Source organism: Paraburkholderia sp. FW306-2-2C-D06C (assembly GCF_058781505.1).
In genome coordinates this window covers 26,329-50,809 of the sequence record NZ_JBYSWU010000007.1, presented here as the reverse complement: position 1 = coordinate 50,809, position 24,481 = coordinate 26,329, and the positions used below count along the sequence as shown (strand labels likewise).

Annotated in this window: 20 protein-coding genes and 2 pseudogenes; 11 read left to right on the top strand and 11 right to left on the bottom strand. The window is 61.0% G+C overall.

Translation table 11 applies throughout. The features are described 5' to 3' along the window. The first annotated feature begins 25 nt into the window (after nt 1-25). The 3 genes from AC3WLT_RS07295 to AC3WLT_RS07285 are packed head-to-tail and all read left to right on the top strand — an operon-like array spanning nt 26 to nt 3,216. A complete protein-coding gene (locus AC3WLT_RS07295; RefSeq protein WP_492591227.1) occupies nt 26-1,291 on the top strand; it encodes an MFS transporter in 1,266 nt (421 codons plus the stop codon). Between the two features lie 59 nt (nt 1,292-1,350). Continuing rightward, on the top strand, nt 1,351-2,271 hold the full coding sequence (locus AC3WLT_RS07290) for a beta-keto acid cleavage family enzyme (protein WP_492591226.1): 921 nt from the start codon (nt 1,351-1,353) through the stop codon (nt 2,269-2,271). A 3-nt stretch (nt 2,272-2,274) separates the two neighbouring features. Further along, the gene (locus AC3WLT_RS07285) at nt 2,275-3,216 is read left to right on the top strand and encodes a 3-hydroxyacyl-CoA dehydrogenase NAD-binding domain-containing protein (protein WP_492591225.1); all 942 of its coding nucleotides are present in this window, start codon (nt 2,275-2,277) and stop codon (nt 3,214-3,216) included. A 928-nt stretch (nt 3,217-4,144) separates the two neighbouring features. On the opposite strand, the gene AC3WLT_RS07280 is transcribed toward AC3WLT_RS07285, so the two are convergent. The 4 genes from AC3WLT_RS07280 to AC3WLT_RS07265 all read right to left on the bottom strand — a co-directional run bounded on the left by AC3WLT_RS07280 (nt 4,145) and on the right by AC3WLT_RS07265 (nt 7,482). Continuing rightward, nucleotides 4,145-5,323, bottom strand: coding sequence for a WD40/YVTN/BNR-like repeat-containing protein (locus tag AC3WLT_RS07280; protein ID WP_492591224.1), 1,179 nt, complete (start codon nt 5,321-5,323; stop codon nt 4,145-4,147). A 132-nt stretch (nt 5,324-5,455) separates the two neighbouring features. Next, complete coding sequence (locus tag AC3WLT_RS07275) at nt 5,456-5,725, bottom strand: MoaD/ThiS family protein (RefSeq protein ID WP_492591223.1); 270 nt, start codon at nt 5,723-5,725, stop codon at nt 5,456-5,458. A 584-nt stretch (nt 5,726-6,309) separates the two neighbouring features. Beyond that, nucleotides 6,310-6,789 carry a VOC family protein gene (locus AC3WLT_RS07270; protein WP_492591222.1) on the bottom strand — a complete coding sequence of 160 codons (480 nt, stop codon included), beginning with the start codon at nt 6,787-6,789 and terminating at the stop codon, nt 6,310-6,312. 210 nt (nt 6,790-6,999) lie between these two features. Further along, nucleotides 7,000-7,482 (bottom strand): cupin domain-containing protein, encoded by a 483-nt coding sequence (locus AC3WLT_RS07265; protein ID WP_492591221.1) that lies wholly within the window; start codon nt 7,480-7,482, stop codon nt 7,000-7,002. A gap of 393 nt (nt 7,483-7,875) precedes the next feature. On the opposite strand from AC3WLT_RS07265, the gene AC3WLT_RS07260 reads away from it, so the two are divergent. Next, nucleotides 7,876-8,223 (top strand): MTH938/NDUFAF3 family protein, encoded by a 348-nt coding sequence (locus AC3WLT_RS07260; protein WP_492591220.1) that lies wholly within the window; start codon nt 7,876-7,878, stop codon nt 8,221-8,223. 1,112 nt (nt 8,224-9,335) lie between these two features. Beyond that, nucleotides 9,336-10,268 carry an A4/G1 family peptidase gene (locus AC3WLT_RS07255; RefSeq protein WP_492591219.1) on the top strand — a complete coding sequence of 311 codons (933 nt, stop codon included), beginning with the start codon at nt 9,336-9,338 and terminating at the stop codon, nt 10,266-10,268. Nucleotides 10,269-10,297: 29 nt separating this feature from the next. Here AC3WLT_RS07255 and AC3WLT_RS07250 read toward each other — a convergent pair. The 4 genes and pseudogenes from AC3WLT_RS07250 to AC3WLT_RS07235 form a co-directional block, all read right to left on the bottom strand. Then, a pseudogene (locus AC3WLT_RS07250) lies at nt 10,298-10,594 on the bottom strand (polyamine ABC transporter substrate-binding protein); the annotation flags it as partial. A gap of 306 nt (nt 10,595-10,900) precedes the next feature. Then, nucleotides 10,901-11,230: a DUF4148 domain-containing protein gene (locus AC3WLT_RS07245; protein WP_492591218.1), complete on the bottom strand. Its 330-nt coding sequence runs from the start codon at nt 11,228-11,230 to the stop codon at nt 10,901-10,903. A gap of 177 nt (nt 11,231-11,407) precedes the next feature. Continuing rightward, nucleotides 11,408-12,499, bottom strand: coding sequence for an aldose epimerase family protein (locus AC3WLT_RS07240; RefSeq protein WP_492591217.1), 1,092 nt, complete (start codon nt 12,497-12,499; stop codon nt 11,408-11,410). A 32-nt stretch (nt 12,500-12,531) separates the two neighbouring features. Next, complete coding sequence (locus AC3WLT_RS07235) at nt 12,532-13,749, bottom strand: XylR family transcriptional regulator (RefSeq protein WP_492591216.1); 1,218 nt, start codon at nt 13,747-13,749, stop codon at nt 12,532-12,534. A gap of 270 nt (nt 13,750-14,019) precedes the next feature. On the opposite strand from AC3WLT_RS07235, the gene xylA reads away from it, so the two are divergent. The 4 genes from xylA to AC3WLT_RS07215 all read left to right on the top strand — a co-directional run bounded on the left by xylA (nt 14,020) and on the right by AC3WLT_RS07215 (nt 19,395). Further along, a complete protein-coding gene (gene xylA, locus AC3WLT_RS07230; protein ID WP_492591215.1) occupies nt 14,020-15,342 on the top strand; it encodes a xylose isomerase in 1,323 nt (440 codons plus the stop codon). 179 nt (nt 15,343-15,521) lie between these two features. Next, nucleotides 15,522-16,550 carry a D-xylose ABC transporter substrate-binding protein gene (gene xylF / locus AC3WLT_RS07225; RefSeq protein WP_492591214.1) on the top strand — a complete coding sequence of 343 codons (1,029 nt, stop codon included), beginning with the start codon at nt 15,522-15,524 and terminating at the stop codon, nt 16,548-16,550. A gap of 80 nt (nt 16,551-16,630) precedes the next feature. Beyond that, the gene (gene xylG / locus AC3WLT_RS07220; protein ID WP_492591213.1) at nt 16,631-18,199 is read left to right on the top strand and encodes a D-xylose ABC transporter ATP-binding protein; all 1,569 of its coding nucleotides are present in this window, start codon (nt 16,631-16,633) and stop codon (nt 18,197-18,199) included. Next, entirely contained in the window at nt 18,196-19,395 is a 1,200-nt protein-coding gene (locus AC3WLT_RS07215) for a sugar ABC transporter permease (protein WP_492591212.1), read from the top strand. The genes xylG and AC3WLT_RS07215 overlap by 4 nt, the downstream gene beginning before the upstream one ends. A gap of 415 nt (nt 19,396-19,810) precedes the next feature. Here the strand turns inward: AC3WLT_RS07215 and AC3WLT_RS07210 are convergent, their stop codons facing one another. The 3 genes from AC3WLT_RS07210 to AC3WLT_RS07200 are packed head-to-tail and all read right to left on the bottom strand — an operon-like array spanning nt 19,811 to nt 21,332. Continuing rightward, a complete protein-coding gene (locus tag AC3WLT_RS07210; protein WP_492591211.1) occupies nt 19,811-20,422 on the bottom strand; it encodes a type VI secretion system amidase effector protein Tae4 in 612 nt (203 codons plus the stop codon). A gap of 3 nt (nt 20,423-20,425) precedes the next feature. Further along, on the bottom strand, nt 20,426-21,016 hold the full coding sequence (locus tag AC3WLT_RS07205; protein ID WP_492591210.1) for a PAAR domain-containing protein: 591 nt from the start codon (nt 21,014-21,016) through the stop codon (nt 20,426-20,428). Nucleotides 21,017-21,020: 4 nt separating this feature from the next. Further along, on the bottom strand, nt 21,021-21,332 hold the full coding sequence (locus tag AC3WLT_RS07200) for a hypothetical protein (RefSeq protein WP_492591209.1): 312 nt from the start codon (nt 21,330-21,332) through the stop codon (nt 21,021-21,023). 131 nt (nt 21,333-21,463) lie between these two features. Here AC3WLT_RS07200 and AC3WLT_RS07195 point away from each other — a divergent pair. Both AC3WLT_RS07195 and AC3WLT_RS07190 read left to right on the top strand, forming a co-directional pair. Next, nucleotides 21,464-21,849 (top strand): annotated as a pseudogene (locus AC3WLT_RS07195) (LysR substrate-binding domain-containing protein); the annotation flags it as partial. Nucleotides 21,850-22,183: 334 nt separating this feature from the next. Beyond that, nucleotides 22,184-24,457: a xanthine dehydrogenase family protein molybdopterin-binding subunit gene (locus AC3WLT_RS07190; protein WP_492591208.1), complete on the top strand. Its 2,274-nt coding sequence runs from the start codon at nt 22,184-22,186 to the stop codon at nt 24,455-24,457. Nucleotides 24,458-24,481: the final 24 nt, after the last annotated feature.

The following is a 24,481-nucleotide window of genomic DNA, read 5'->3' as shown; positions in this document are numbered from 1 at the left end:
CTTTCGTAAGATCAGTTGGCGCGTCATGCCGCTCGTTTTGATCGCGTATGTCTTCGCATTCCTCGATCGAATCAATATCGGATACGCGCAGTTGCAGATGAAGCAAGACCTTGCTTTCTCTGACGCTGTGTATGGACTCGGTGCGGGCATCTTCTTCGTCACCTATCTGTTGTTCGAGGTGCCTAGCAATCTGCTGCTCGAAAAGATAGGCGCGCGACTAACCTTCCTGAGGATCATGGTGCTGTGGGGCTTAACGTCCGCGGCGACCGCCTTCGTCACGGCACCGTGGCAGTTCTATGCCATCCGGTTGCTGCTGGGCATATTCGAAGCAGGCTTCTTCCCTGGCATCATTCTGTATCTGACGTACTGGTACCCGAGCCAGCGGCGCGGCCGTGTGACGGGCCTGTTCCTGTTCGGCATGCCGATCACGGGCGTTCTGGGCGGCCCACTGTCGGGAACGATCATGAGCGGCATGGAGGGCCTTGGCGGCATGCATGGATGGCAGTGGCTCTTCCTCGTAGAAGGCTTGCCGACCGTTCTGCTGGGGTTCCTGCTGTATCGCATGCTTCCGAACGGGCCGGCCCGCGCGTCCTGGCTGAACGACGCCGAGAAAGTGCTGGTGCAGTCGGTCCTGAATGCCGACCACCGAGGCGAGGCGAAGGCTGGGCGTCATGGCAGGCTCGTCACGGCGCTGGCGGACCCGAAGACCTACGTGCTTGCCTTCGTCTACTTCTGCTGCGCTTGCGCCGTCTACACGCTCACGTTCTGGCTGCCGACCATGATCAAAGGCCTCGGCATCGCCCCGATCGCGACGATCGGCTGGTACACGGCAGTGCCCTATTTCTTCGGTGCACTTGGCGTTCTCGTCATCAGCCGCAGTTCGGACCGTTTCAAGGAGCGTCGCTGGCATGTCGGGGGAACCCTGGTCCTCGGCGCGGTGGCTCTGGCCTCGACTTCCTTTCTTGGCACCGCGGTCGTCCCGGTGATGGCCCTGCTGTGTGTTGCCTCGTTCTTCATCTTTGGCGGCGGCTCGCTGTTCTGGTCGATTCCCCCGACCTACCTTGGCCGCGACGCAGCCGCAGCCGGTATCGCGGTGATCAGCTCACTGGGCATCCTTGGCGGCTTCGTCAGCCCGACGCTGATCGGCTGGATCAAGGGCGCGACAGGCAGCATCCAGATGGGTCTGCTGGGCTTGATCGCACTTGTCATTGGCGGCGGCCTGACGATCCTGCTGGGCCTCCCAAAGAGCGCGATCCGCGTGGGCCCGGGCGATGGCGCGAGCACGCACTGATCGAGCAGCCATAGTCAATCCTGTCCTTTAGACCCATTTCTTCTCTGGAGAAGACCAGCATGAGCAAGCCCAAAGTCATCGTGACGGTTGCCCCGACGGGCGGCATGGCCAACAAGAAAATGAACCCGAACCTGCCGACACAGCCGCAGGAGATCGCCGACGACACCTACCGCTGCTACAACGCCGGTGCCAGTGTCGTGGCAGTGCATGCACGGCGTCCCGACGACGAGGCCACCTGTGATCCTGCAATCTATAGCCACATCAACCGGCTGATTCGCGACAAGTGCGACATCATTCTGAACAACTCCACCGGCGGCGGCATTAACGGCGACATGGTTCGCGAACTCGACAACGGCCTGTGGGAAATCCAGTGGGAAGAACGCCTGAAAGGCATGCAGGGTGACGGCGTCGAGATGTGCACGCTCGATGCACAGACCGTGATCGCAAGTTTCAACGGCAAGGAGATTCTGGTGGCGACGCCGCCCTCGCGAATCCGGCAGATTGCCGAGATGATGAGCGAGCGCGGGATCAAGCCGGAATGGGAGGTGTTTGGTCTTGCCGACATCGTTCAGGATGTTCAGCGGGCCATCAACGAGGGCCTCGACGATGCCCCGCACTTTATCAATATCGTCATCGGTGCCAATGCCTTCCAGGGCGCCTTGCCTTACACGCCTCGCCTGTTGCAGACAATGGTCGACCACCTGCCCCGCAACACCGTCTTCAACGTCAGCGCCATCGGCGCGGCGCAGCTGCCCGCCGCGATGAACTCGCTGTTACTGGGGGGCCACGTGCGCGTCGGGCTCGAAGACAACCTGTACTACAAGCAGGGCGAGTTGGCCACCAACGTGCAACTGGTCGAGCGGCTCGTTCGCCTGGTACGGGAGATGGGTTACGAGCCGGCCACGCCGGCTGAGGCACGGGAGATCATCGGACTGCGGCCGTTGCGCGAATCAATCAACGCTGCCTGCCTGGAGAGTTAGACCATGACAAAGCGAGCCGTCAACATCGCCATCGTCGGCACCGGCGTCATCGGCGCAGGCTGGGCGACACACTTCCTGGCTCATGGTTTCGCGGTCACGGCGACGGACCCCGCCGACGGGGCCGAGTCGCGCCTGCGCAACTGGATCGACAACTGTTGGCCTGTAGTTGAGAGACTCGGGCTGGCGAATGGCGCCTCGCGAGAAAACCTGACTTTCACGACTGATGTGGGCGTGGCGGTACGCAATGCGGACTTCATTCAGGAAAGCGGCCCCGAGCGGCTGGATGTCAAACACTCGTTAATCGCGAGCATCGAATCTGCGGCAAGGGCAGACGCGATCATCGCGTCGTCGTCGTCGGGGCTGGCAATCAGCGAGATTCAGGCAGGCGCGAAGCATCCGGAACGAATTGTCCTTGGTCATCCATTCAATCCGTCCCACATCATCCCGTTGGTAGAGGTCGGTGGCGGCAGCCTCACATGGCCCGAAAACATAGTGAGAACGATGGCGTTCTATTCGTCAACGGGCAAGAAGGTCATCAGGATCAACAAAGAAGTCAAAGGTCATATCGCCAACCGTCTGCAGGTGGCGATATGGCAAGAAGCCATTAGTCTGGTACAGCGCGGGGTCGCCTCTGTGGAGGACATCGACGCGGCGATCTCCTACGGCCCGGGCCTGCGCTGGGCGCTGCTCGGTCCGTTTCTCAACCTTCACGCTTCTGGAGGCTCCGGTGGCATCACGCATGTGCTGCAGCATCTGGGCTCGGCCCAGCGCGAGTGGGCCAGAGACCTGGGCACGTATCCCGAGACAGACGACTACATCGAGTCAATTGCGAAAGGCGTCGATACGGAACTGCAGTCGTACGATTTTCCAGAAATGCTTCGCCAGCGCGATCAATTGCTGATTCAACTACTGGAGGCGAAGCGAAATCTTTCTCAGATTCCGTAGGTGAACGATACCTGAAGCCGAGTGGAGTTTCGACTTAGGTCTCGGGCCGAAGTGGCACACGTTGAAACTGCCATTCTTGCGACAGAAAAGATGCCACTCGGCTCCGGTTTGCGATGCGAGGGACGATGAAAGCCTCGTCCCTTGCGTCAAGGCGTTGCTCGGTGCGATATAACTCATTCACCGAAACCTGAACTTGTCCGATTCCGCATTCCCGAGAGACGCAAGCCGATCCACTATCGTCAATCAGGCATCCCCTGGCCGAACGACAGCTTGCTGAGCACAGCGGCCGTTCTCTTAGCTAGTTCGGCGACGGGTGCTCGGCCGTTGCCGACGTTCATGTATCGGCGTGCGTGGGGCGGCTACAAGGTGCTTTCCGGACTTTCGCTCCTCAGTAGCCGCGAACAATCCTCACCTTCGCCACATCGACGATCCATTCTGACGACCATCACCCAACAACTGTTGTTGATGCTTTTACTTAACCTTGCGCCGGCGTTTAGTGGCGCTTTTACACCGCCGCTAACAGCAGGGTTATGTGCGATAGCCTGGATCGGCCCGATCGAGTTTGCGCAGCAGCGCGGGCCAGGCGAGGCCCCCACCGGCGCCCCTGCGTCGCGGATAGACTCGGATTCCGGCGATACGCCTCTGAAAGCAACGGGACGTTTGACCTCTGGTTTCACGCGTGGCGTGATTGCGTAGGGGGCGACGTGAGACGGGGCGATTTCCCCCCGCGCGGTCTGTCCTGGCGTACATCGTCGAATCTGCGTCCCGTCATTCTTCGACATTGTGACAAGCCGAGTTGCACAAAGGGGTTCGCCGGCGCGTATGGCGCGAAGTATCGATCCATCACGCCGATGAACGCATTCAGGCTATGTCCGGCGAATGAATGGGAACGTAGGCGTTTCATGTCCCACTAGCCCGCCTCGCGCCCTCATCCAAACCGAACACAATAAACAGGCGGCAAATGCGCTGAAATCAAATGCCAGCTTTCGCCGCCGTCGTCGGACGTCCATAGCGCGCCAGTGGTCGACCCCATCGCCAGGCGCGTGCCGGAGTCATCTACAGCGAGCCCGTGCCGATACACGAGGTCATACGCCCTTGCAGGCGGCAACCCGTTCGAGAAACGCTCGAACGTGCGGCCGCCGTCGCGTGTGCGCGTGACGACGAACTGGCCGTCCACCGGGATCCGGCACTGGTCTTTCACGGCCGGCACGAACCACGCGGTGTCCGGCTCGCGCGGATGCACGGCAACCGCGAAGCCGAAGCTCGATGGCTGCGCTTCGATCCGCTGCCAGTGCGCCGCGCCATCGGTCGAGCGGAAGATCGCGCAGTGATGCTGCGTCCACAGCACATCCGGGTTTGCCGCGCATTGCACGACGCGGTGCGGGTCTTGCACGTTGGCATCGCCGCGCCGCTCCGGCGGCATGTAGTCGGCCTCCATGCCCTCGGCATTCACGCGCCAGGTCGCGCCGCCGTCGGCGGTTTGCCAGACGCCGCCGCACGACACGCCGATCGTCACGTGCCGGCTGTCGCGCGGATCGACCATCACGGAATGGATGCCCGGCGCGTCGTAGCCGCCTCCGAACCATTCGCGGCGCTCCGGGCGATCCCACAGCGCACGGTTGAGCACCCATGTGTCGCCGCCATCGTCGGAACGGAAGAGCCCGCCGGGAATCGTGCCGGCCCACAAGACGCCCGGCTCGTCCGGGCCGCCGGTTTCGAGCGACCAGACTTGCTGAAGCGTCCAGGGAGGAGGCGGCGGGCTGGGCGCGGCGGCGCTCGCATTGTCCGCGCTGGTGTTTGCACTCGCGTTCGTGCTCGTGCTCGCGTTCATGCCGTCACCGGCACGCGTCTCGTCGGCAGGCTGCGGCGGGTAGACGGGGACCGCGCACTCTTCCCAATCCGCGATGCCCGCGCGCCGGCGATGCAGCTTCACGCCGAAGTGGCCGAGATTGAGCGCGGCATACAGCGATCCGTCACGCGGATCAGGCAGCACCATGCTCACCGGCTCGCCGACGAAATACGGCTCACCGAGCGTCCAGCCGCTCTCGTCATCGGCTTGCAGAACGAACAGTCCCTTGCGAGTTGCGACAAGCAATCGATCGCTCATGTCGAGTGTCTCCTGTCGACCAAAGTTGGCGCTTCAGCTGTCGGCTGGAGTTAGTGCTTCAGCACTTACTCCGGCCCCATGCAGAGCACTTACTCCGATCCAATGCAAAGCTCAAATACCGATGGAACCCCCTTATCCGCCCGACAGTGCCTGTACGACGTAAACCCGGCTTTCCTCGCCGAGCGCATCGGACAGATGTTGTCGGTCGCGCACCGGCCGGCCGTCGACAAACACGGCGAGATGCCGCCGCAGCGAGCCCTGATCGTCAAGGATGTAGCCGCGCAGTCGAGGTTGCGCGGCGAAGACGGCCTCTAGCGCTTCGCCGAACGTGCGCGCGTCGATCTCGCGCTCGGGCGTTGCGATATGCCGCTGAATCGAAGCAGCGAAGAAGATGTGCGCCATGGCGGGGTAGCGACGCGGGAATGGCCGTGTTCGTTGATTCTATAGTTTAGGCGATCCGCCGTGTGCTTCGGGGCATCGCCATACACCAGACGATAGGTTGCGATACATTGCGAAGCGGCATGCTTCGCCGCCCTTTACATATCGACAAGACGAGGCCGACCCGATGACCGTCACAATCCGCAAGATCAAAGCGCGCGACGAAAAGCGCTGGCGCCGCTGGTCAGCCGAACGTCCGCAACGTAGCGTCCAGCCGACCTACCGCGGCCGACACATGAACGTCGGCAATGGCCGATGACGCGACTGCCGTAATCCGTGCACGAATGTCCGTTGATTGGGGCGGAGCCGACGTTCGAAGGTCCATGTGAAAGCGTGGGCCAACGCCCGTAGATGGCCGATCGGTGTCCTTTTCGACGCTGGCTAAGCATTACCGACTGCGCGGCAGCGGAATTTGCAAAGGCGCGTATGCTGCGCGGCGTCGCGTCTCCGGGCGCTGCGATCATTTGATCGCTGACGCAGTAGGCAGCATCGTCAAGGCTTCGTGGCCAGCGACATCGATTGACTGGCCGAACCGCCGCGTCTGCGTGTTAATCAGCTGCTGCCGCTGCGTGCTCTATCGCGGTTATATCGATCTTCTTCATTTTCATCATCGCGTCCATCGCACGCCTTGCGGCATCACGATCGGGCTCGTTGACGAGTTCGAGCAGCCGCTTGGGCGTGATCTGCCACGAAAAGCCCCAGCGGTCCTTGCACCAGCCGCAAGGCGCTTCCTCTCCGCCATTGCCGATAATGGCGTTCCAATATCGGTCGGTCTCTTCCTGGCTATCCGTCTGGACCATGAAACTTACCGCCTCATTCGCCTTGAAATTGGGCCCGCCGTTCAATCCTACGAAGCGCCGGCCGAGCACGGTGAACTCGACCGTCAGCTCCGGACCCTGCCCAATGCCCGGTATAGGGGATACATGGCCTGCATCGACACGGCTGTCGGGAAAGGTGGCGGCGTAAAACTCCGCCGCCTCGCGCGCTCTACCTTGATCGAACCACAAGCATGTTACGAACTCAGCCATCGCAATCTCCTTTCAGAAACACGCGCCGTCAACTGGCTTTGAGGGCAGCATCCTAACGCTCACGCCATCGAGACAGTTGGCATTGACTGTCGATAATAGCCTGGCTGTAGAGTTCGAAATGCGCGAAAGCTCGAATCCCAAAACATCGGCGAAACAGGTGGTGGATCGCGACTAGCCGCAATCGGCCCTTAGCGGCCGTTCGCGTAAACCTCAGTCCGGCATCCCGTTATGGTCCCCGAGCGGTCTAGCCGGCCAGCCCACCCAGCGGTCCACGCGGGTAAGTTCGTACGCCTCGTTGAGGGGGTAACGAATACGATTATCGTCGCGCGGACGTTCACCGATCACCATCAGCCTGACTTCGTTCTTCGTATTGTTGATGAAGGTATGGCATATTCCAGTGCCTGCCGGAAACGCGACGGAATCGCCTTCAGCAATGGGATGAAGCACGCCGTCGATCCATACGTCGGGCTTGCCTTCGAGCACGTACACAAACTCCTGCTCGGTACTTTCGGCATGCGGATATGACGTCCTCCGGCCGGGCAGAAGCCTCACATGATGAATGCCAATACGCGTAATGCCGAGTGCGGCGGAAAGCGGCGCGTCTAGCGCCATTGGCTCGGTATCGCCGCGATAGGAACGTGCATCCGGTTCTTCCAGTTCAGTCCAGTGTTTGATGAAATCTGGTCGGCTCATTGGTTGTTCTCCTTTCGGACGAACTTCGATGATAGCGGTTTACAGAAAGGACAAAACGTCTTCGAATCCTGGCGAATGTCCGCAACGGCCGAACACCCGCTTGCTTTTGCGAATCGACGAACGGCTGTTGTACCTTGGAAGCCGCCGCCGAGGTCTCGCCGGGTTGACGGGCCGAAGTGGGTCGATACCGGTAGTTCGCGAATCCCGACCCCAACCGGCCTTCTCAATGGCACTCGTGACATCACCTCCGAATCGTCGATGTCGTCGGTCGCCTCAGTCGGCTCGCGCGTTTGCCGACAAATGGTTCCAACCTATAATTATTCGTGTCGGACATCAATCCGATGGGCCTTGACTGAGGGAGTCGCTGCCAGCACGAAACCGGCGGAGGTGGGTATGCGCTTCGAAGCATTTTCGTTTGGTTCCATCCGCATTGACGGGGTCACCTATCAGCATGACGTGGTGATCGACCACGGGCAGATTCGCAAACGCACGAAGAAACCCTCCAAGCCGTTCCGCGAGGCCTTCGGGCACACACCGCTGTCCGCGCAGGAGGACATACCCTGGAAGTGCCGCCGGCTCGTGATTGGCACCGGCACCGGGGCGTTACCGGTGATGGAAGAGGTGAAGCACGAGGCGCAGCGTCGGCAAGTCGAATTGGTTATCCTGCCGACAGCGGAAGCTATCGCCAAACTCAAGGAGCACCCTGACCAGACCAATGCGATCCTGCATGTCACGTGCTAGACCGCGCATTGGCGCGGGTTTCCGGGTTCGAGTGCGTATTGAATCCTGGTCGGGTGGTGGCGACTGTAGGCGAAATATGCGCTGCCAAAACGGGTTGTCGTTTGTCGCGACAGCGTCAGTTTCGGCTTTCCCGGCTGCGACGGCGGCTATCGGGTCCTAATGACGGACCGCTCCCGAGCAACACCAACGTAGGGCCGGACCCGGCTAGCAACGTTGCTGACCTACGGGCGTTCAAATTTCGGGTTGGCCGGAGCGAAACGGCGCTGAGTGGCAATACGGCTCAATTCCTGAGAAACCTGCTGGCGACCGGCACATTCCTTATCAAACCGTGGACAGACGTGCGTATCGGGCGCTCGACAGCTACACCGCTACGCGGTTGCGTCGGTGGTTACGCAACAAGTACAAGCTTAGGCGTCGCAGAGGCGGGAGCTATCCATCCCAGCATCTCTACGGGCACTTCGGTCTCGTTCGCTTAACGGGTCCCTGGCTGTAACTTGCCGTGTACGAAGGCGTGATGTCCTGTCCGACAGCCGGATGCGGGCGATCTGCATGTCCGGTTCGATGAGCGGGATGTGGAAACGGGGTTAGGGTGACGTTACTCGGGCACCGCCAGACGAAAGAGGCGGCAACAGACAAACCGAACCTACAGATACCGAGCCACATCGCTCGTCACCGGCTCCCATCTTCCTCTATCGGCCGACTGTCCGACGGATTACCGCATGACATGCAGCATTGCAATGCTTCAGCGGTGGATTGTGTCAGACAGGGGCAGAGCGGAATGCCGTCCCTGCTACGAGCGCGGCTCACTACGGCGGCAGGTTTTTGTGAACCCACATCGTAGTCCGTCAGCAATTTCGCCCGAGGGATTGAAAACGCGGGTCGACTAAGCCGTCTTAGAGAACGGACCCAATGCGCCGCGCCCTTTCCGACAGGCACTGCCGGACTATACATAAACACTAGCTACGCAAACGTTCGGCGCTGAAAAGAGGTCGCTCTGAAAGAGCGTCTGTTCGGCGGGACCGACGGAAGTCGGCGAGTCGCGTTTCCACCCACAATCTTCTACCGGTTCGACTAACCCTGGACCGGTAGCCCTGAATTGGAGGAACCTATTCATGGACCATCCCTCATCCGAAGATGTACTGAGCCGGTTTCAGACCTATGAATCGCCGCCAGCCGAATTTGATCCGCAACTTTCGGATGCCAGGCAACTTCGACGGCATGGATTCCCGCGCCGGCCGGACGCGAAGACGGAACCGCAGTTGATGCGGCTCTGGCAGCGGGCTTTTACCCGTGCACCACAGCTGCACATGGTCAAGGCTGAACTTGCGATAGACCCGATCATGAGCCGACGCGATCGTCGACGCGACCCGAAGTCGGACTTCAGCCCGTCCGGCTGGGGTGGCATTGTAGTGTCAACGGCGTCGCAAGGCTTTTCCCCCTACGAGCCAGCTAATACGGTGTTCGCAGAATGGGTCGTGCCGGAGATCTTTCCCGTTCCCGGCGACCCTTCTACTCCTTTGACGGTTGGCTTCTGGGTCGGTCTGGACGGCTCCGACCCGACGTCATACGAGCTATTGCAGGCGGGCACGGCAGCCACGATCACCGGCAACAGCGTGAACTACTGGGCATGGACAGAGTGGTACACAAGCCAGTACAAAGACCCGGCGGTGCAGGTCACCAATTTCGCGATTCAGCCGGGCGACCTGGTGTCCTTCCTCGTTTGTGCACCCGAGCCGGGTCAAGGCTTCGTCTCGATGATGAACTACAGGACCCAGCAAGCCACCAGTGTCGGCATTACTGCGCGGCCCGGCATCACCTCAGTCGGCACCCGAGCGGAGTGGATCGTAGAAGGGATCTCAGCCGATCTTCCAGACTTCTCTCCGGCGGTGTTTACTAACATTAGCGCTGGCACCCAGCACCATAGTTTCAATTTGTCGACCGGCGGTTCGCTTACTAATATCGCGGGCAGCGGCGGCAACTCGCTGACGCAGGCGTATATCGCCTCGCCGACCACCGCGTTGGTGCTCTGGGAAGGTAGCGCCTGAATCACGGGTGCCTTGGCCGGGCGCTTACGATCGTTGATGTAGCCGGATGAATTGAACTGCGTGATATACGGCCGGACTTTCTTCAACACTTCGTAAGCGGCCTGATAGTCACCAGGATTGGCGCTGTTCGGGTCCTTGTGCATGTACTGAAGGACTGCCGGGAAAACATCGGCGGCCGAGTCGAGGAACGACACGCCACAGCATTTGACCTTCGACAGATTAGCCGTGTCGAACAGCAGCGACCAGCTATCGACAGGCGCATCGCCGCCGAGCGCTTTCTTGACCGCCTGCACGTTATAGCCAATGCCGTCGGTGCCCCACGCCCAACCGCCCCGCGCTAGCAAGAGAACTTGCGATGTGCGGACAGGCAGACGCATTGCAGGCATTTGACCGCTTACCGAACGGTCCATCGCATGCAACACTGGCTCGCGAAAAGAGAACGGGGACTAAGGCAGAAGCGATGCGATTTCGTCAGTTCGCACCGCAATGGCTGCGGGTGCTGCAATGACGTCGTGCCGCCGGACGGAGCGACGCGACAACACGGTATCGATGGACAGGGGACGGGATGGCGAAGCGCATGCGAGCGCATGCCATGAAGCATGGCTCGCATCGAACTGCGCGACGGGAGAGTCTTACTGACCGCCCATAACAGGCTCTTGCGGCGACGCATTCTCCACATTGGCGTTACGGCCGGTTTGCGACGAGCCGCTCGCGGAAGGTCCATAGCCGGTGGTGCCGGCTTGAGCCGTGGCATTTTGCGCGGCAACGCGTGCTTCGGCGGCCTGAATGTCCGCAGGGTAGGTGGCGTCGGTTGACGCGGCAGGGTTGTAGCCTGCTTGCTCGAGTTGGCGCAATTGAGCCTTGACTTCCGCACGCGTGACCGGTTGATCCGATTGCGCGAACGAAGCGACTGGGGCTGCGATAACGACCGCCAGCGCCACTGCTTTGATCAGCGATTTCATGATGCGTCCCTCCGAGAACTGTTTTGTCCAGCGCCGCACAACACGTGTTCGGCGACCGATGAACAAATTCTAGGAAGCGGCAAATCCAGGAGAAACCCCCGCTCACGTAATTCAGTCTTGCAGGAAATAGCAAGTCGGAATTGTAAGGACGCGCGCTCTAAAGCATGAGGAACGAGCTCAAACGCCGCTGCGTACGCTGATCCGATACTGGGTCACCTGCCGATACGCATTGCCGGCCCGCACGACGACCTGTTCCTGTTCCGCCATGTTGACCTGATTCGGAAACCCGCCTGCTTCAAGGCAAAGGCCGGCGTGAGGTTGATAGGCAATACCGCCGCGCCCTGGATCGTCACGCAGCCAATTGCCCGTATAGAACTGTAAGCCGCGCTGATCGGTCGAGACGGTGAGTTCGCGCCCGCTGCCGGGGTCGTATGCGCAGGCGACCGGGCGCACCAGCGAAGCGCCGGACAATGCAACGCCGGTTGCATCCGCCGTGTCGCGCAGCACGTAACAATGATCGAAGCCGCCCGCCCGCGCGAGCTGCGCGTGCGGCCAGTCCAGCCGCGCGCCGATCGGCGCGCTTTGCCGGAAGTCGAACGCGTTGCCCGCTACGTCGGCGAGCTTGCAAGGAATCAGTGCCGCATCGACTTCAAAAAACGTGTCGGCATCGATCGACAACACGTGGCCGCGAATGTCGGAACCCGGCCGACCTGACAGGTTGAAGTAAGGATGGCTTGTCAAATTGAGCGGCGTCGGTGCATCGGTGACGGCTTCATAGGCGATCGTCAACGCGCCGTCGTCGTCGAGCGTATAGCGCACCTGAACCGTTACGTTGCCCGGAAAACCGGCATCGCCCTCCGGCGATTCGAGCTGCATCACGAGCGAGCCGTTGTCTTCGCTGACGTCCCATAGCGCGCGATGAAAACCCTGCGTGCCGCCATGCAACAGGTTGTTCCCTTCGTTGCGATCCAGCGTGTATTCGATACCGTCGAGCGCGAAGCGCGCATCGGCAATACGGTTCGCCCACCGGCCGATCAGTCCGCCCATGTAGGTGGTCGCGGCGACATATTCGGTTGGCGTGTCGTGCCCGAGCAGGATATCGGCGAGCCGTCCGGCGCGGTCCGGGGCATGCCACGAGACCAGCGTCGCGCCCAGGTCGCTGATGGCGACCTTCATGCCGTGGGTGTTGCGCAGCGTGAAGAGCCGGACAGGATCGCCACCGGGCAATACGCCCCACGGCTCGGAAGAAATTGGTGCGATGCTGATCATATCGTCGGTCGAGATAAAAGAGAAAAGCCGGTTCAGCCGGGTGCCGCCGCCGAATTCGCGCGCTCCTGATACTCGCGCGGCGTACAGCCCAGTTCCCGGCGAAATACCGCGTACATGTATTGCAGCGACGTGAAGCCGCAACGGATTGCGACCTCCGCGCTCGACGCGTCGCGCTTGGCCAGCAGCGCCTTCGCGACATCGAGTTTGTGGCGCAGGATCTCCTGATGCACGGTGCACCGCAGTTCGCGCCGGAAATACTCTTCGAGCGACGAGCGCGATACGCCGACGTAATCGGCCACCTGTTCGGTGCGAATCCCCTGGCATGCGTACTGGCGGATGAAGTGCCGCGCACGCATCACATACGGGCTCGCGAGCGGCTGGTGTTGGGTCGATTCGAGCACGTTGATGCCGACCGGCGGCACGAGAATGCGGCGCCCCGGAAAGCGCGCGCCGCGCAGCATCCGATGCAGCAGGTGAGCGGCGGTGCGGCCCATTTCTTCGGTGCCCTGAATCACTGAAGAAAGCGGAATGCGGGTCAGCGTGCGCGTGAGCGGATCGTTGTCGATGCCGATGATCGCCACTTCCTCGGGCACCGGAATGCCGGCGATCAGGCACGCTTGCAGCAGATGCCGCGCGCGTGCGTCGGTCACTGCGACGATGCCGACCGGCTTCGGCAGTTGGCGCAGCCACGCGGTGAGTTGCTCGGTCGCCTGATTCCATGACGGCGCGCTGGTCGACAGGCCGCGATAGATTTCGCTGTCGATTTGCTGTGCGCTGTGGCCGTCCGCACGGCGCAGATGAGCGAATGCCAATTCGCGTTGCTGGGCCCAGCGGTTCTCCTGTGCCTGCGGCAGGCTATACAAAGCGAAGTGTTCGAGGCCCACGCCGATCAGATGCGTATAAGCGAGCGAGACGAGCTTCGCATTGTCGGTCGCGATATAGGGTAAGTCCGGAGGATAGTGAGCCGGATCTTCGAACGATGAACCGACCGCGACGACCGGCAGCGGACAGTCGCGCAGCGCTTCGCCCACGGCGGGATCGTCGAAATCCGCGATGATGCCGTCGCCGTCGAAACGTTCGATGCCCGCCAGCCGGCAACGAAAATCTTCCTCGAGGAACAGGTCCCAGGCCACGCGCGTCGACAGCAGGTAATTGCCGATGCCCGTGATGATCTCGCGGTCATACACCTTGTTCGCGTTGAACAGCAGCGCGATCCGATGGGTCGTCTGTGGCGTTTGAGGGCGGGTCATGGCAGTGGCGGCGTGCGGGTCGTCAGGAACCGCTGCGCCATCGTCTCCTGTTGGGTGGGCGTGAACGCCGCACGGTTTTTAAGCGTCTGGCTATTCTAGGCCCTGAAGATCGCGTCGGTGTGGACCAAACGCATGGGCGGTAAGAAACATCAAGCCCGCTGCGCAATTTCGCAATTGCCGGTACATGTCTCTAGCGTCAGCATGGCGTCACCTTGTCGACCCGCGCATGGAGTTGCACGGGTTGCAATGCAGCATAAACAGGAGACGCTGATGCCCTACTTCGAACACATCCCCCCAGTTCGCTACGAAGGTCCGCAATCGGATAACCCGTTTGCGTATCGCCATTACGACAAGAACAAGCGTGTACTCGGCAAGACGCTCGAAGAACATCTGCGTATCGCCGTCTGCTATTGGCACACGTTCGTCTGGCCCGGTGTCGACATCTTCGGACAGGGAACGTTTCAGCGTCCATGGCAGCAAGCCGGCGACGCGATGGAGCGGGCCCAGCAAAAAGCCGATTCGGCCTTCGAATTCTTCACGAAGCTCGGCACGCCTTACTACACCTTTCACGATACCGATGTAGCGCCAGAAGGAGCGAGCCTGCAGGAATACAGCGAGAACTTCGCGCGTATGACCGACTATCTGGCGCGCAAGCAGCAGGACACCGGTATCAAACTGCTGTGGGGCACGGCCAATCTGTTTTCGCATCCGCGTTATGCGGCGGGCGCGGCCACCAGCCCAAATCCTGAGATTTTTGCGTTTGCGGCGACCCAGGTTCGCCACGCGCTCGATGCGACGCAACGGCTCGGCGGCGAAAACTATGTGCTGTGGGGGGGCCGCGAAGGTTACGATACGCTGCTCAATACCGACCTCGTGCGCGAACGCGACCAGCTCGCCCGTTTTCTGCATATGGTGGTCGAGCATACGCACAAGATCGGCTTCAAAGGCGCCTTGCTGATCGAACCGAAACCGCAGGAGCCGACCAAGCATCAATACGACTACGACGTGGCGACCGTGCACGGTTTTCTGCTGCAATACGGCTTGCAGAACGACATCCGCGTGAATATCGAAGCCAATCACGCGACGCTCGCCGGCCACTCGTTTCATCACGAGATCGCCACTGCGTATGCGCTCGGCATTTTCGGCAGTGTCGACGCGAATCGCGGCGATCCGCAGAACGGCTGGGATACCGATCAGTTTCCGAACAGCGTCGAGGAACTGACGCTGGCTTTTCACGAGATCCTCAAGCATGGCGGCTTTACGACTGGCGGCATGAACTTCGATGCCAAAGTGCGGCGGCAGAGCACCGATGCCGAGGATCTGTTTTACGGCCATATCGGCGCGATCGACAATCTGGCGCTCGCGGTGGAGCGTGCCGCAGCGCTGATCGAAAGCGATCGTCTCGAACAGTTCAAGCGTCAGCGCTATGCGGGCTGGGACACGGAGTTCGGCCGCAAGATCCTGTCGGGCGACCATTCGCTGTCGACGCTGGCCGCGGATGCGCTGTCCCGCGGCCTGAATCCGCAGCATGCAAGCGGCCAGCAGGAGCGGCTGGAAAACGTGGTGAATCAGGCGATTTATGGCGTGCGCTGAAGCACCACGCATGCAGTGAAGGCCGCGCAAAGACGGCGGGTAAGACATTAAAAAAATCGCGCGGCCACGCTGACCGCGCGAACAAAAGGAAGCTTTGGGTTGTCGCTTGTCCGGCCATGTGGCTCGCAGCACAGGCCGTCCAATCCGGTATTCCGGCTATATCAGAAGAGGAGTGAGACATGAAATTCGCAACGCGCCGTACCGTTCTGAGTTCGTTCATATGTGGAGCGATGCTCGCCAGCCTGTCGCTTGTGGCGCCGCTCGCGCATGCAAGCAAGGAGCATCCGGAAATTGGCTTCTGTATCGACGATCTGCGCGTCGAGCGCTGGTCGCGCGATCGTGACTACTTCGTCTCGGCCGCGGAAAAGCTCGGCGCGAAAGTGTCGGTGCAATCGGCCGACGCCAGCGAGGCGCGGCAGATCTCGCAGATCGAAAACCTGATTTCGCGCGGCGTCGATGTGATCGTCATCGTGCCGTTCAATTCGAAGACGCTCGGCAACGTCGTCGCCGAAGCGAAGAAAGCGGGCATCAAGATCGTCTCGTATGACCGGCTGATTCTGGATGCCGATGTCGATGCCTATATCTCGTTCGATAACGAAAAAGTGGGAGAACTGCAGGCGCAGGGTGTTTACAACGCGCAACCGAAGGGCAACTACTTCCTGCTCGGCGGCGCGCCGACCGACAACAACGCAAAGATGCTGCGCGAAGGGCAGTTGAAAGTGTTGAAGCCCGCTATCGATAAGGGCGACATTAAGGTGGTCGGCCAGCAGTGGGTGCCTGAGTGGAGCGCGTCGACGGCGTTGCGTATCGTCGAGGATGCGCTGACGGCGAACAACAACAAGATCGATGCGATCGTCGCGTCGAACGACGGCACCGCGGGCGGCGCGATCCAGGCGCTGGCGGCGCAGCATATGGCGGGCAAAGTGCCGGTGTCGGGCCAGGACGCGGACCTCGCGGCAGTGAAGCGCGTCATCGCCGGCACGCAGACGATGACCGTGTACAAGCCGCTGAAGCTGATCGCGGGCGAAGCCGCGAAGCTCTCGGTCGCGCTTGCGAAGGGCGAAAAGCCGGCCTATAACGCGCAATACGACAACGGCAAGAAGAAGGTCGACACGGTATTGCTGCAACCGACCTTGCTGACCAAGGGCAATGTCGATCTCGTCGTCAAGGATGGTTTCTACACCCAGGCTCAGCTCGCGAGCCAATGAGCGTAACGCGTGCGTGGCGGATCTCGATGCGCGTGACGCGCATCGGTGCCGCCGTGCGCCTTTGCAGCGAGGCATAGCGAATGACGCAACCTTTACTGACGATGCGCAGCATCGTCAAAGCGTTCTCCGGCGTAAAGGCGCTCGACGGCATCGACCTGACGGTCGCGCCCGGCGAGTGCATCGGCTTGTGCGGCGAGAACGGCGCGGGCAAATCGACGCTGATGAAAGTGTTGTCCGGCGTGTACCCGTACGGCACCTGGGACGGCGAAATCATCTGGGAGGGCGAGCCGCTGAAGGCCGCCAGCGTGCGCGATACCGAGCGGGCCGGCATCATCATCATTCACCAGGAGCTGATGCTGGTGCCGGAATTGTCGGTAGCGGAGAACATTTTCCTCGGCAACGAAATCACGCTGCCTGGCGGCCGGATGAATTATGCGGCGATGTATCAGCGCGCCGATGAGTTGCTGCGTGAACTCGCTATCGGCGGCATCAATGTCGCGCAGCCGGTGATGAACTACGGCGGCGGGCATCAGCAACTGATCGAAATCGCCAAGGCACTGAACAAGCGCGCGAAGCTGCTGATTCTCGATGAACCGTCGTCGTCGCTGACGGCATCGGAGACACGCATCCTGCTCGACATCGTGCGCGATCTGAAACGGCGCGGCGTGGCCTGCGTGTATATCTCGCACAAGCTCGACGAAGTGGAAGCCGTGTGCGACACGATCAGCGTGATTCGCGACGGCCGGCATGTCGCGACTGAGCCGATGCGCGCGCTGACGACCGAGCGCATCATCGCGATGATGGTGGGCCGCGAAATCAAGAATCTGTTTCCGCGCGAGCCGCATCCGATCGGTGAGGTCATATTCGAAGCGCGCCACGTCACCTGTTTCGATGTCACCAATCCGCGTCGCAAGCGCGTGAACGACGTGTCGTTTGCGCTGCGGCGCGGCGAGATTCTGGGCGTCGCCGGTCTGGTCGGCGCTGGGCGCACGGAGTTGATGCAGGCGATTTTCGGCGCGTATCCGGGGGCGAGCGAAGCGACAGTGGTGATGGAGGGTAAGCCGTTGAAAATTCGTGCACCCATCGATGCGATTAGCGCGGGCATCGGCATGGTGCCCGAGGACCGCAAGCGGCATGGCATCGTGCCGAATCTGAGCGTCGGCCACAACATCACGCTCGCGGTGTTGCAACGCTTTGCGAGCGGTGGCCGTATCGATTCCGCCGCCGAACTCGATACGATTCATACGGAGATGAAGCGGCTCTCGGTGCGCGCCGCGCATCCGATGCTGTCGATCGCGAGCCTGTCGGGCGGCAATCAGCAGAAAGCCGTGTTGACGCGCATGCTGCTCACCGACCCCAAGGTGCTGATCCTCGACGAACCGACTCGCGGCGTCGACGTCGGCGCGAAATATGAAATTTATAAACTGATCTTCCAGCTTGCACAGCGCGGCGTGTCGATCGTGATGGTGTCGTCCGAATTGCCTGAAGTGCTCGGTATCAGCGATCGCGTGCTGGTGATCGGCGAAGGTGAATTGCGCGGCGATTTCATCAACGAGGGCCTCACGCAGGAGGACATTCTCAGCGCCGCAATCCGTCCCGTGCAGCGATCCCCAAACCCAACCGCACCAACCGAAGCGAGTGCCGCATGACTCCCGATGTCACTTCACAACGCGCCGACAGTGCCGCGCCGCGAGGCGCATTCGGCGGTCCGCAGCGCATTCAGCAATTGTTCGCGCGCTACAAGATTCTCGCGTTGCTGATCGCGGTGGCCGCGATCTGGATGTTCTTTTCGATTCTCACGCACGGTGCGTTCGTCACGCCCCGCAATCTGTCGAATCTGCTGCGGCAGATGTCGATTACCGGCATGCTCGCGTGCGGCATGGTGTTCGTGATCATCGCCGGCGAGATCGATTTGTCGGTCGGGTCGTTGCTGGGTCTGCTCGGCGGCGTGGCGGCGATTCTCGACGTCAACCGTCACTGGCCGATCGGCGTCACGCTGCCCGTGGTGATGCTGCTCGGCGTAGTCATGGGCATGTTCAACGGATGGTGGTCGACCTACCGGCGCGTGCCGTCGTTCATCGTCGGCCTGGGCGGCATGCTGGCTTATCGCGGCATTCTGCTCGGCGTGACCGGCGGTTCGACCATCGCACCGGTCTCCGATAATTTCGTCTTCGTCGGCCAGGGGTATTTGCCGCGGCTTGCGGGCGATACGCTCGCCGTCGTGCTGTTTCTGCTGCTGACCTTTATCACCGTGCGGCAACGGCGCAACCGCGAGCGCTATCAGTTGACGGTCGTGCCTGTCTGGCAGGACGTCGTGAAGGTTGTCGGCGCAGGCGTGATTCTGGCGGCGTTCGTCGCCACGCTGGATCGCTATGGCGGCATACCGGTGCCGGTATTGTTACTGCTCGCATTGCTCGGCGTCTTCACGTGGATCGCGACGCAGACCGTATTCGGCCGCCGCATCTATGCCGTGGGTTCGAATCTCGAAGCGACGCGGTTATCCGGCGTGAACACCAACCGCGTGAAGCTGGCGATCTTCGCGCTGATGGGGTTGATGTGCGCGTTCGGCGGCATCGTCAACACGGCGCGGCTCGCGGCCGGCTCGCCGTCGGCGGGTTCGATGGGCGAGCTGGATGCGATCGCGGCGTGCTTTATCGGCGGAACGTCGATGCGCGGCGGCTCCGGCACGGTCTACGGGGCGTTGATCGGCGCGCTGGTGATGGCGAGCCTCGACAACGGCATGTCGATGCTCGACGTCGACGCGTACTGGCAGATGATCGTGAAGGGCAGCATTCTGGTGCTCGCCGTGTGGATCGATGTCGTGTCGGGCTCGAACCGGCGTTGAACTTGCTGATAGAAGGCAAAAACAGAATCTGCTTCGAATTTACCGGGCTCGACCGTCCGTAGGGGCGCCAGAAACAAGCGAACTTCTGGAAAGTCGTGCCCGTATCACTTCAGGGTGCCTGCCTGATACGCGTAGGCAACCCATGTCATGAGCAAAATGAGCACTAGCGATGCAACTAGCGCCAAGGCTACGTTTTTCAAACGGCCTTTCTCTGTTGATTGACGAAAGATAAAGACCGATAGCGTTCCCCACGCAAGCGGCATTCCCAGATATACAAGTGTCGAGCCTATCCGAAACATCGCAGGACATGACTCTCGGCATATATCGACGCGCATGGCGATCTCTACCGCATGAGGAATCAGGTCTAGCGAAAGACCTACTAGACATCCAATTAGGAATGCGGCGAGCGACCCTATCACTTAATTTCCCAGAATAGAATTGACTTTGATTTTCTGAGGTCGGAATAGACGGGAATCCACGGATCGTTGACGTGAAGGGTAAAGCGCGAAAAGTTTTCCAAGGTTCCCAGCACCCCATTGTTCGTTAACCGCGAACCGTTCCATAGATCAATGTGTCCGCCGCTTGCATTGGCGTCACTCTCGCCTGCGCGGGACCAGTATCGGGAAAACTGGATGATACCCGTTCGGCCTCTAACCTTGCTCTCCCAATCTGCACCGGTAATATGCTCTGCTTTGGGCAGACCGGCGAATGGGCGCAGGTTTAGCCATTCGCCTAGTTCGTCGGCCCGCGTTGCGGTGGCCTTGCCATCAAGCAGGATTCGTCCAATCGTTGGCGCACCGGAAAGTGGCTTCACCAGCTTTTGCGAAAACGATTTCATTTCGATCCCTACCTGGTGGAACGTTACGCTCATGCGAATGGCGCACTGGTTTGTGTATGCCGGGTTATCGTATGGGTTACCAGTCGGATAGTTGTCCCACAGTTCCTGGAAGGTAAGCACCTTCAATTGCACTTCCTTGATGGAACCGGGCGTTGAGTTTGTTCGAACAACGGTTTTTTTATTGGGCATGCTTCAAACTCCTGCTTGTCGTGCGAGGGCTTCATCGCCCCAATGAACGGTGTACTCGCCGGCTGAATCAGAGACGACACGGGGCAATCTGCCGTTCGCTTCAGTACGTCCGTTGAACGTGCGACCGTCCGCCGTTTCGATGAAGTACGGATAGCCGTCAAAGGTCGTACCGGTCGCAACAGCCCAGACCTGTTCGTCGAAACTTCCCGGCTGCTGGAACGATTCACGGGACGAATCCGCAACAGTCGTGTTGCCGACGCCACCCGTATCGTCAATGACCATCCAGCTACGGCCATAGACCGGAGTGATGCGCGGGGGCGACGAGCACTTGCAGAGCACCTTATCGCCGCCTAATGCCTGGTATCGACCCAAGGTGGCATCGAATATGCGGCGGTTGTCGCGACATCCGGCAGCCGCAACGATCTCAGCGGCACTCTTGCACCGGTCGCACCACGCCATATGTCCAAGAAACGTCATTCGTCTGTGGCGTGCGTCAGGACCTTCAATCGTGCAGTTAGCGAGTCCATCTATGACGTGGCTATTTTCTCCACTGTCGAGCGGGTCCCCTTCAACAACGCTATAGAAAATCGCCATTGGGTCAGGCTCCCGCAAGTCGCGCTAAAGCGTCGTCAGATCCGTGAACCGGAACGAAGCTCACGGCATGGTTCTCGCGATCGGGGCTATCGGTAATCACGTCGTCGTTATCGAGCAGACTCCCAACGACAGCAAGTGGCCGGAAAGCTGGCCTGTTGGGCAGTTCAATGCCCGTGACGATTTGTGCCCGCGTACCGTTTTCGTACTCGATGAAATCACCGACGCCGGCGGCGTTACGATGAATCTCTCCTCGCTCAGTCAGTGAACCGATCGTGACGAACAGATAGGTTGTTTCGCTCGGTGCGTTATCTTTCATGCGCCAGTCTCCTTCAGGGTTGAACAAACGTGTAAAAGGAGCTTGGTTTTGGCTGTTGCCGCTGTGAATCAGATGTGTCTGAAAAATGTGTGGGGCGTTGATGTCAGGTCAACCCAAGGCAATCGCCCCGCGTTGGCAGTCCGGTTTATTTTGCCGAGCACCCGAAGCCGCACACACCGGATGATTTGCGTGCGCACTGCTGTATTCGGCTGCGCATGCCGAGTGGACGCATTTATCACTGGGAGTTCGAGCGACGCGGCGAGGCGATTGGCGTGGATGTGCAAGGCATGCTGACACTGGATGAATCGACGCTAGTGATGGAGGCGGCGCGCGAGGGATTCGGGCTGGCTTATATGAGCGAGTGGAACGTGGCTGGCGACCTGGAAGCGGGACGTTGCAGCGCGTGCTGGAGGACTGGACGCCGGCGTTCGCTGGGCTTTGTCTTTACTTTCCGGTGCGACGTCATGTGCCCGCGGGGCTGCGGGTGTTGATTGCAATGATTCGGGGGCGGGGGTGATCTGGTGTGGTGCTGATCAAAACGCCCACTAGGCCAGTTGCACTGCAGCGTGCCGCCACGCGGCGAATGACATTTAATGAAACGACACACGGCTTGCGCACGGCGCTTTGATCACGCCGCTCCACCAGCCCGCCCCCGCCTGGCTTAAACGCGCGAGTTTCAGTCGGACGCACACTCGCGCGTCTTATTATTGTTCCGAAGAAGTGGAAGTGGAAGTGGAAGTGGAAGTGGAAGTGGAAGTGGAAGTGGAAGTGGAAGTGGAAGTGGAAGTGGCGCGGCGCCCGCCTGCGCCCTTGCAGCCTCCCGCCCTCATGCACGCTCAACGAGTCATGTCATGTTAAAGCGCAGAACCTTCCTGCTCGGTGGCGCCGGCGCTGTCGGCGCGCTGCTGGTCGGCTGGTCGGTGCTGCCGCCGCGCCAGCGCCTGACCACGTCCACGCCGTTACCGGCCGAAGGCGCGCAGGCGGCGCTGAACGGCTGGGTCAAGATCGCCGCCGACAACAGCGTGACGATCATGATGAGCAAAGCGGAAATGGGGCAGGGTATCCACACCGGCCTCGCCATGCTGCTCGCCGAAGAACTGGACGCCGACTGGCCGCAGGTGCGGGTGGAGAGTTCGCCGATCGACAAGATCTATAACAGCGTGCAGAACATCGTCGACGATCTGCCGTTTCGTCCGGACGACGACAGCACCGTCAAACACGTCGCGGTCTGGCTGACGAGCAAACTCGTGCGTGAAGGCGGCACGATGATGACGGGCGGCTCGTCGAGTATCAACGACCTGTGGACGCCGATGCGCGAAGCGGGCGCGTCGGCTCGCGTGATGCTGATCGGCGCGGCAGCCGCGCAATGGCAGGTGCCGGCCAGCGAATGCCGTGCGGAAGCGGGCCACGTGCTGCACGGCTCGGGCCGCAAGGCGAGCTTCGGCGAACTGTCGGCGTCGGCGGCGCAGCAACCGTTGCCACGCAAGGTCGCACTGAAAAATCCCTCCGACTTCAAGCTGATCGGCAAACCAGTGCGGCGCATCGAGGCCGCATCGAAAATCGACGGCACGGCGCGCTTCGGCATTGACGCGCTGCCCGACGGCCTTCTGTACGCCAGCGTCGTCATGTGCCCCACGTTAGGCGGCACCGTATCGCATTTCGATGCGTCGGCTGCGATAAAAATGCCGGGCGTCGTCAAGGCGTTCTCGCTGAAGCCATACAACGGCGGTAGTGGCGGCGTCGCGGTGATCGCAGACAATCCGTTCCGCGCGATGAACGCAGTCGATGCTGTCGCGGTGGAGTGGTATCACGGCGACGCGGCCACCTTTTCCACCGCCGACCTGAACCGCCGTCTTGCGCAAGCGTTGGAAGACGGCGACGGCTACGCCTACTACCACCGCGGCGACGTGGATGCCGCTTTGCACGGCGCCGCGCGAACCGTCACCGCCGAGTACTACGCGCCATATCTAGCGCATGGCGCGGTCGAACCGATCAATTGCACTGTTCAACTCGCGGACGGTGCGGCCACCGTCTGGGTCTCGACGCAAATGCCGGCCCTCGCGCGTCACCACGTCGCGAAAGTGCTGGACCTCGACGCCGACAAAGTCGATATGCACACGCAACTGCTCGGCGGCGGCTTCGGGCGCCGTCTGGAGCTCGATTTCATTTCGCAGGCTGCGGCGATTGCGCGTGAGGGCGGCGGTGGCCATCCGGTGCAAACCATCTGGTCGCGCGCGCAGGACTTCACGCACGATTTCTATCGCCCGGCTTGCCTCGCGCGCTTCAAGGCGGGTCTCGACGGCGCGGGCAAGCTGGTCGCGTGGCATAGCACGTCGGCGAGTCAGGCGATCGTGCCGGAATCGCTCGCGCGTTACTACGGCGTGCCGCGTATTCCACTCGACAAGACCACGTGCGAAGGCGCCTTCGATCAACCGTATGAATGGCCCACGGCACGCGTGGCCCACGAGATCGTGGAGTTGCCGGTGCCGGTCGGATTCTGGCGGTCGGTTGGCCATTCGCACCAGGCGTTTTTCACCGAGAGTTTCACCGACGAACTGGCCGCGGCCACAGGCCACGATCCGATTGCGTTCCGCGCGGCGCTGCTCACGCAGCATCCGCGGCATCTGGCCGTGCTGCGGCGCGTGGCGGCCTTGTCCGATTGGGGACGTCCGCTGAAGCACACCGCCGACGGCGCCCCGCGAGCGCGCGGCGTCGCGCTGCACGAGGCGTTCGGCAGCGTCGTCGCGCAAGTGGCGGAGGTGTCGCTCGGGCCGGACAAACGGATTCGCGTGCATCGCGTGATCTGCGTGATCGATTGCGGAATGCCGGTGAATCCGAACCTGATCCGTCAGCAGATGGAGAGCGCGATCGTGTTCGGTCTCTCGGCCGCGTTGCAGGATGAAATCACGATCGTCAACGGCCAGGTGCAGCAGAAGAACTTTCTCGACTTCCCGGTGGTGCGGATGAACGATTGTCCGGTGATCGAAACCGACATCATGCCGAGCCAGCTGCATCCGCAAGGCGTCGGCGAACCGGGCGTGCCGCCGATCGCGCCGGCAGTCGCCAACGCGGTGTTCGCGCTCACCGGCCAGCGGCTGCGAGCGTTGCCTTTGAAGCCCGCTTGAAGCGCACTTGAAGCGCACGAGCAT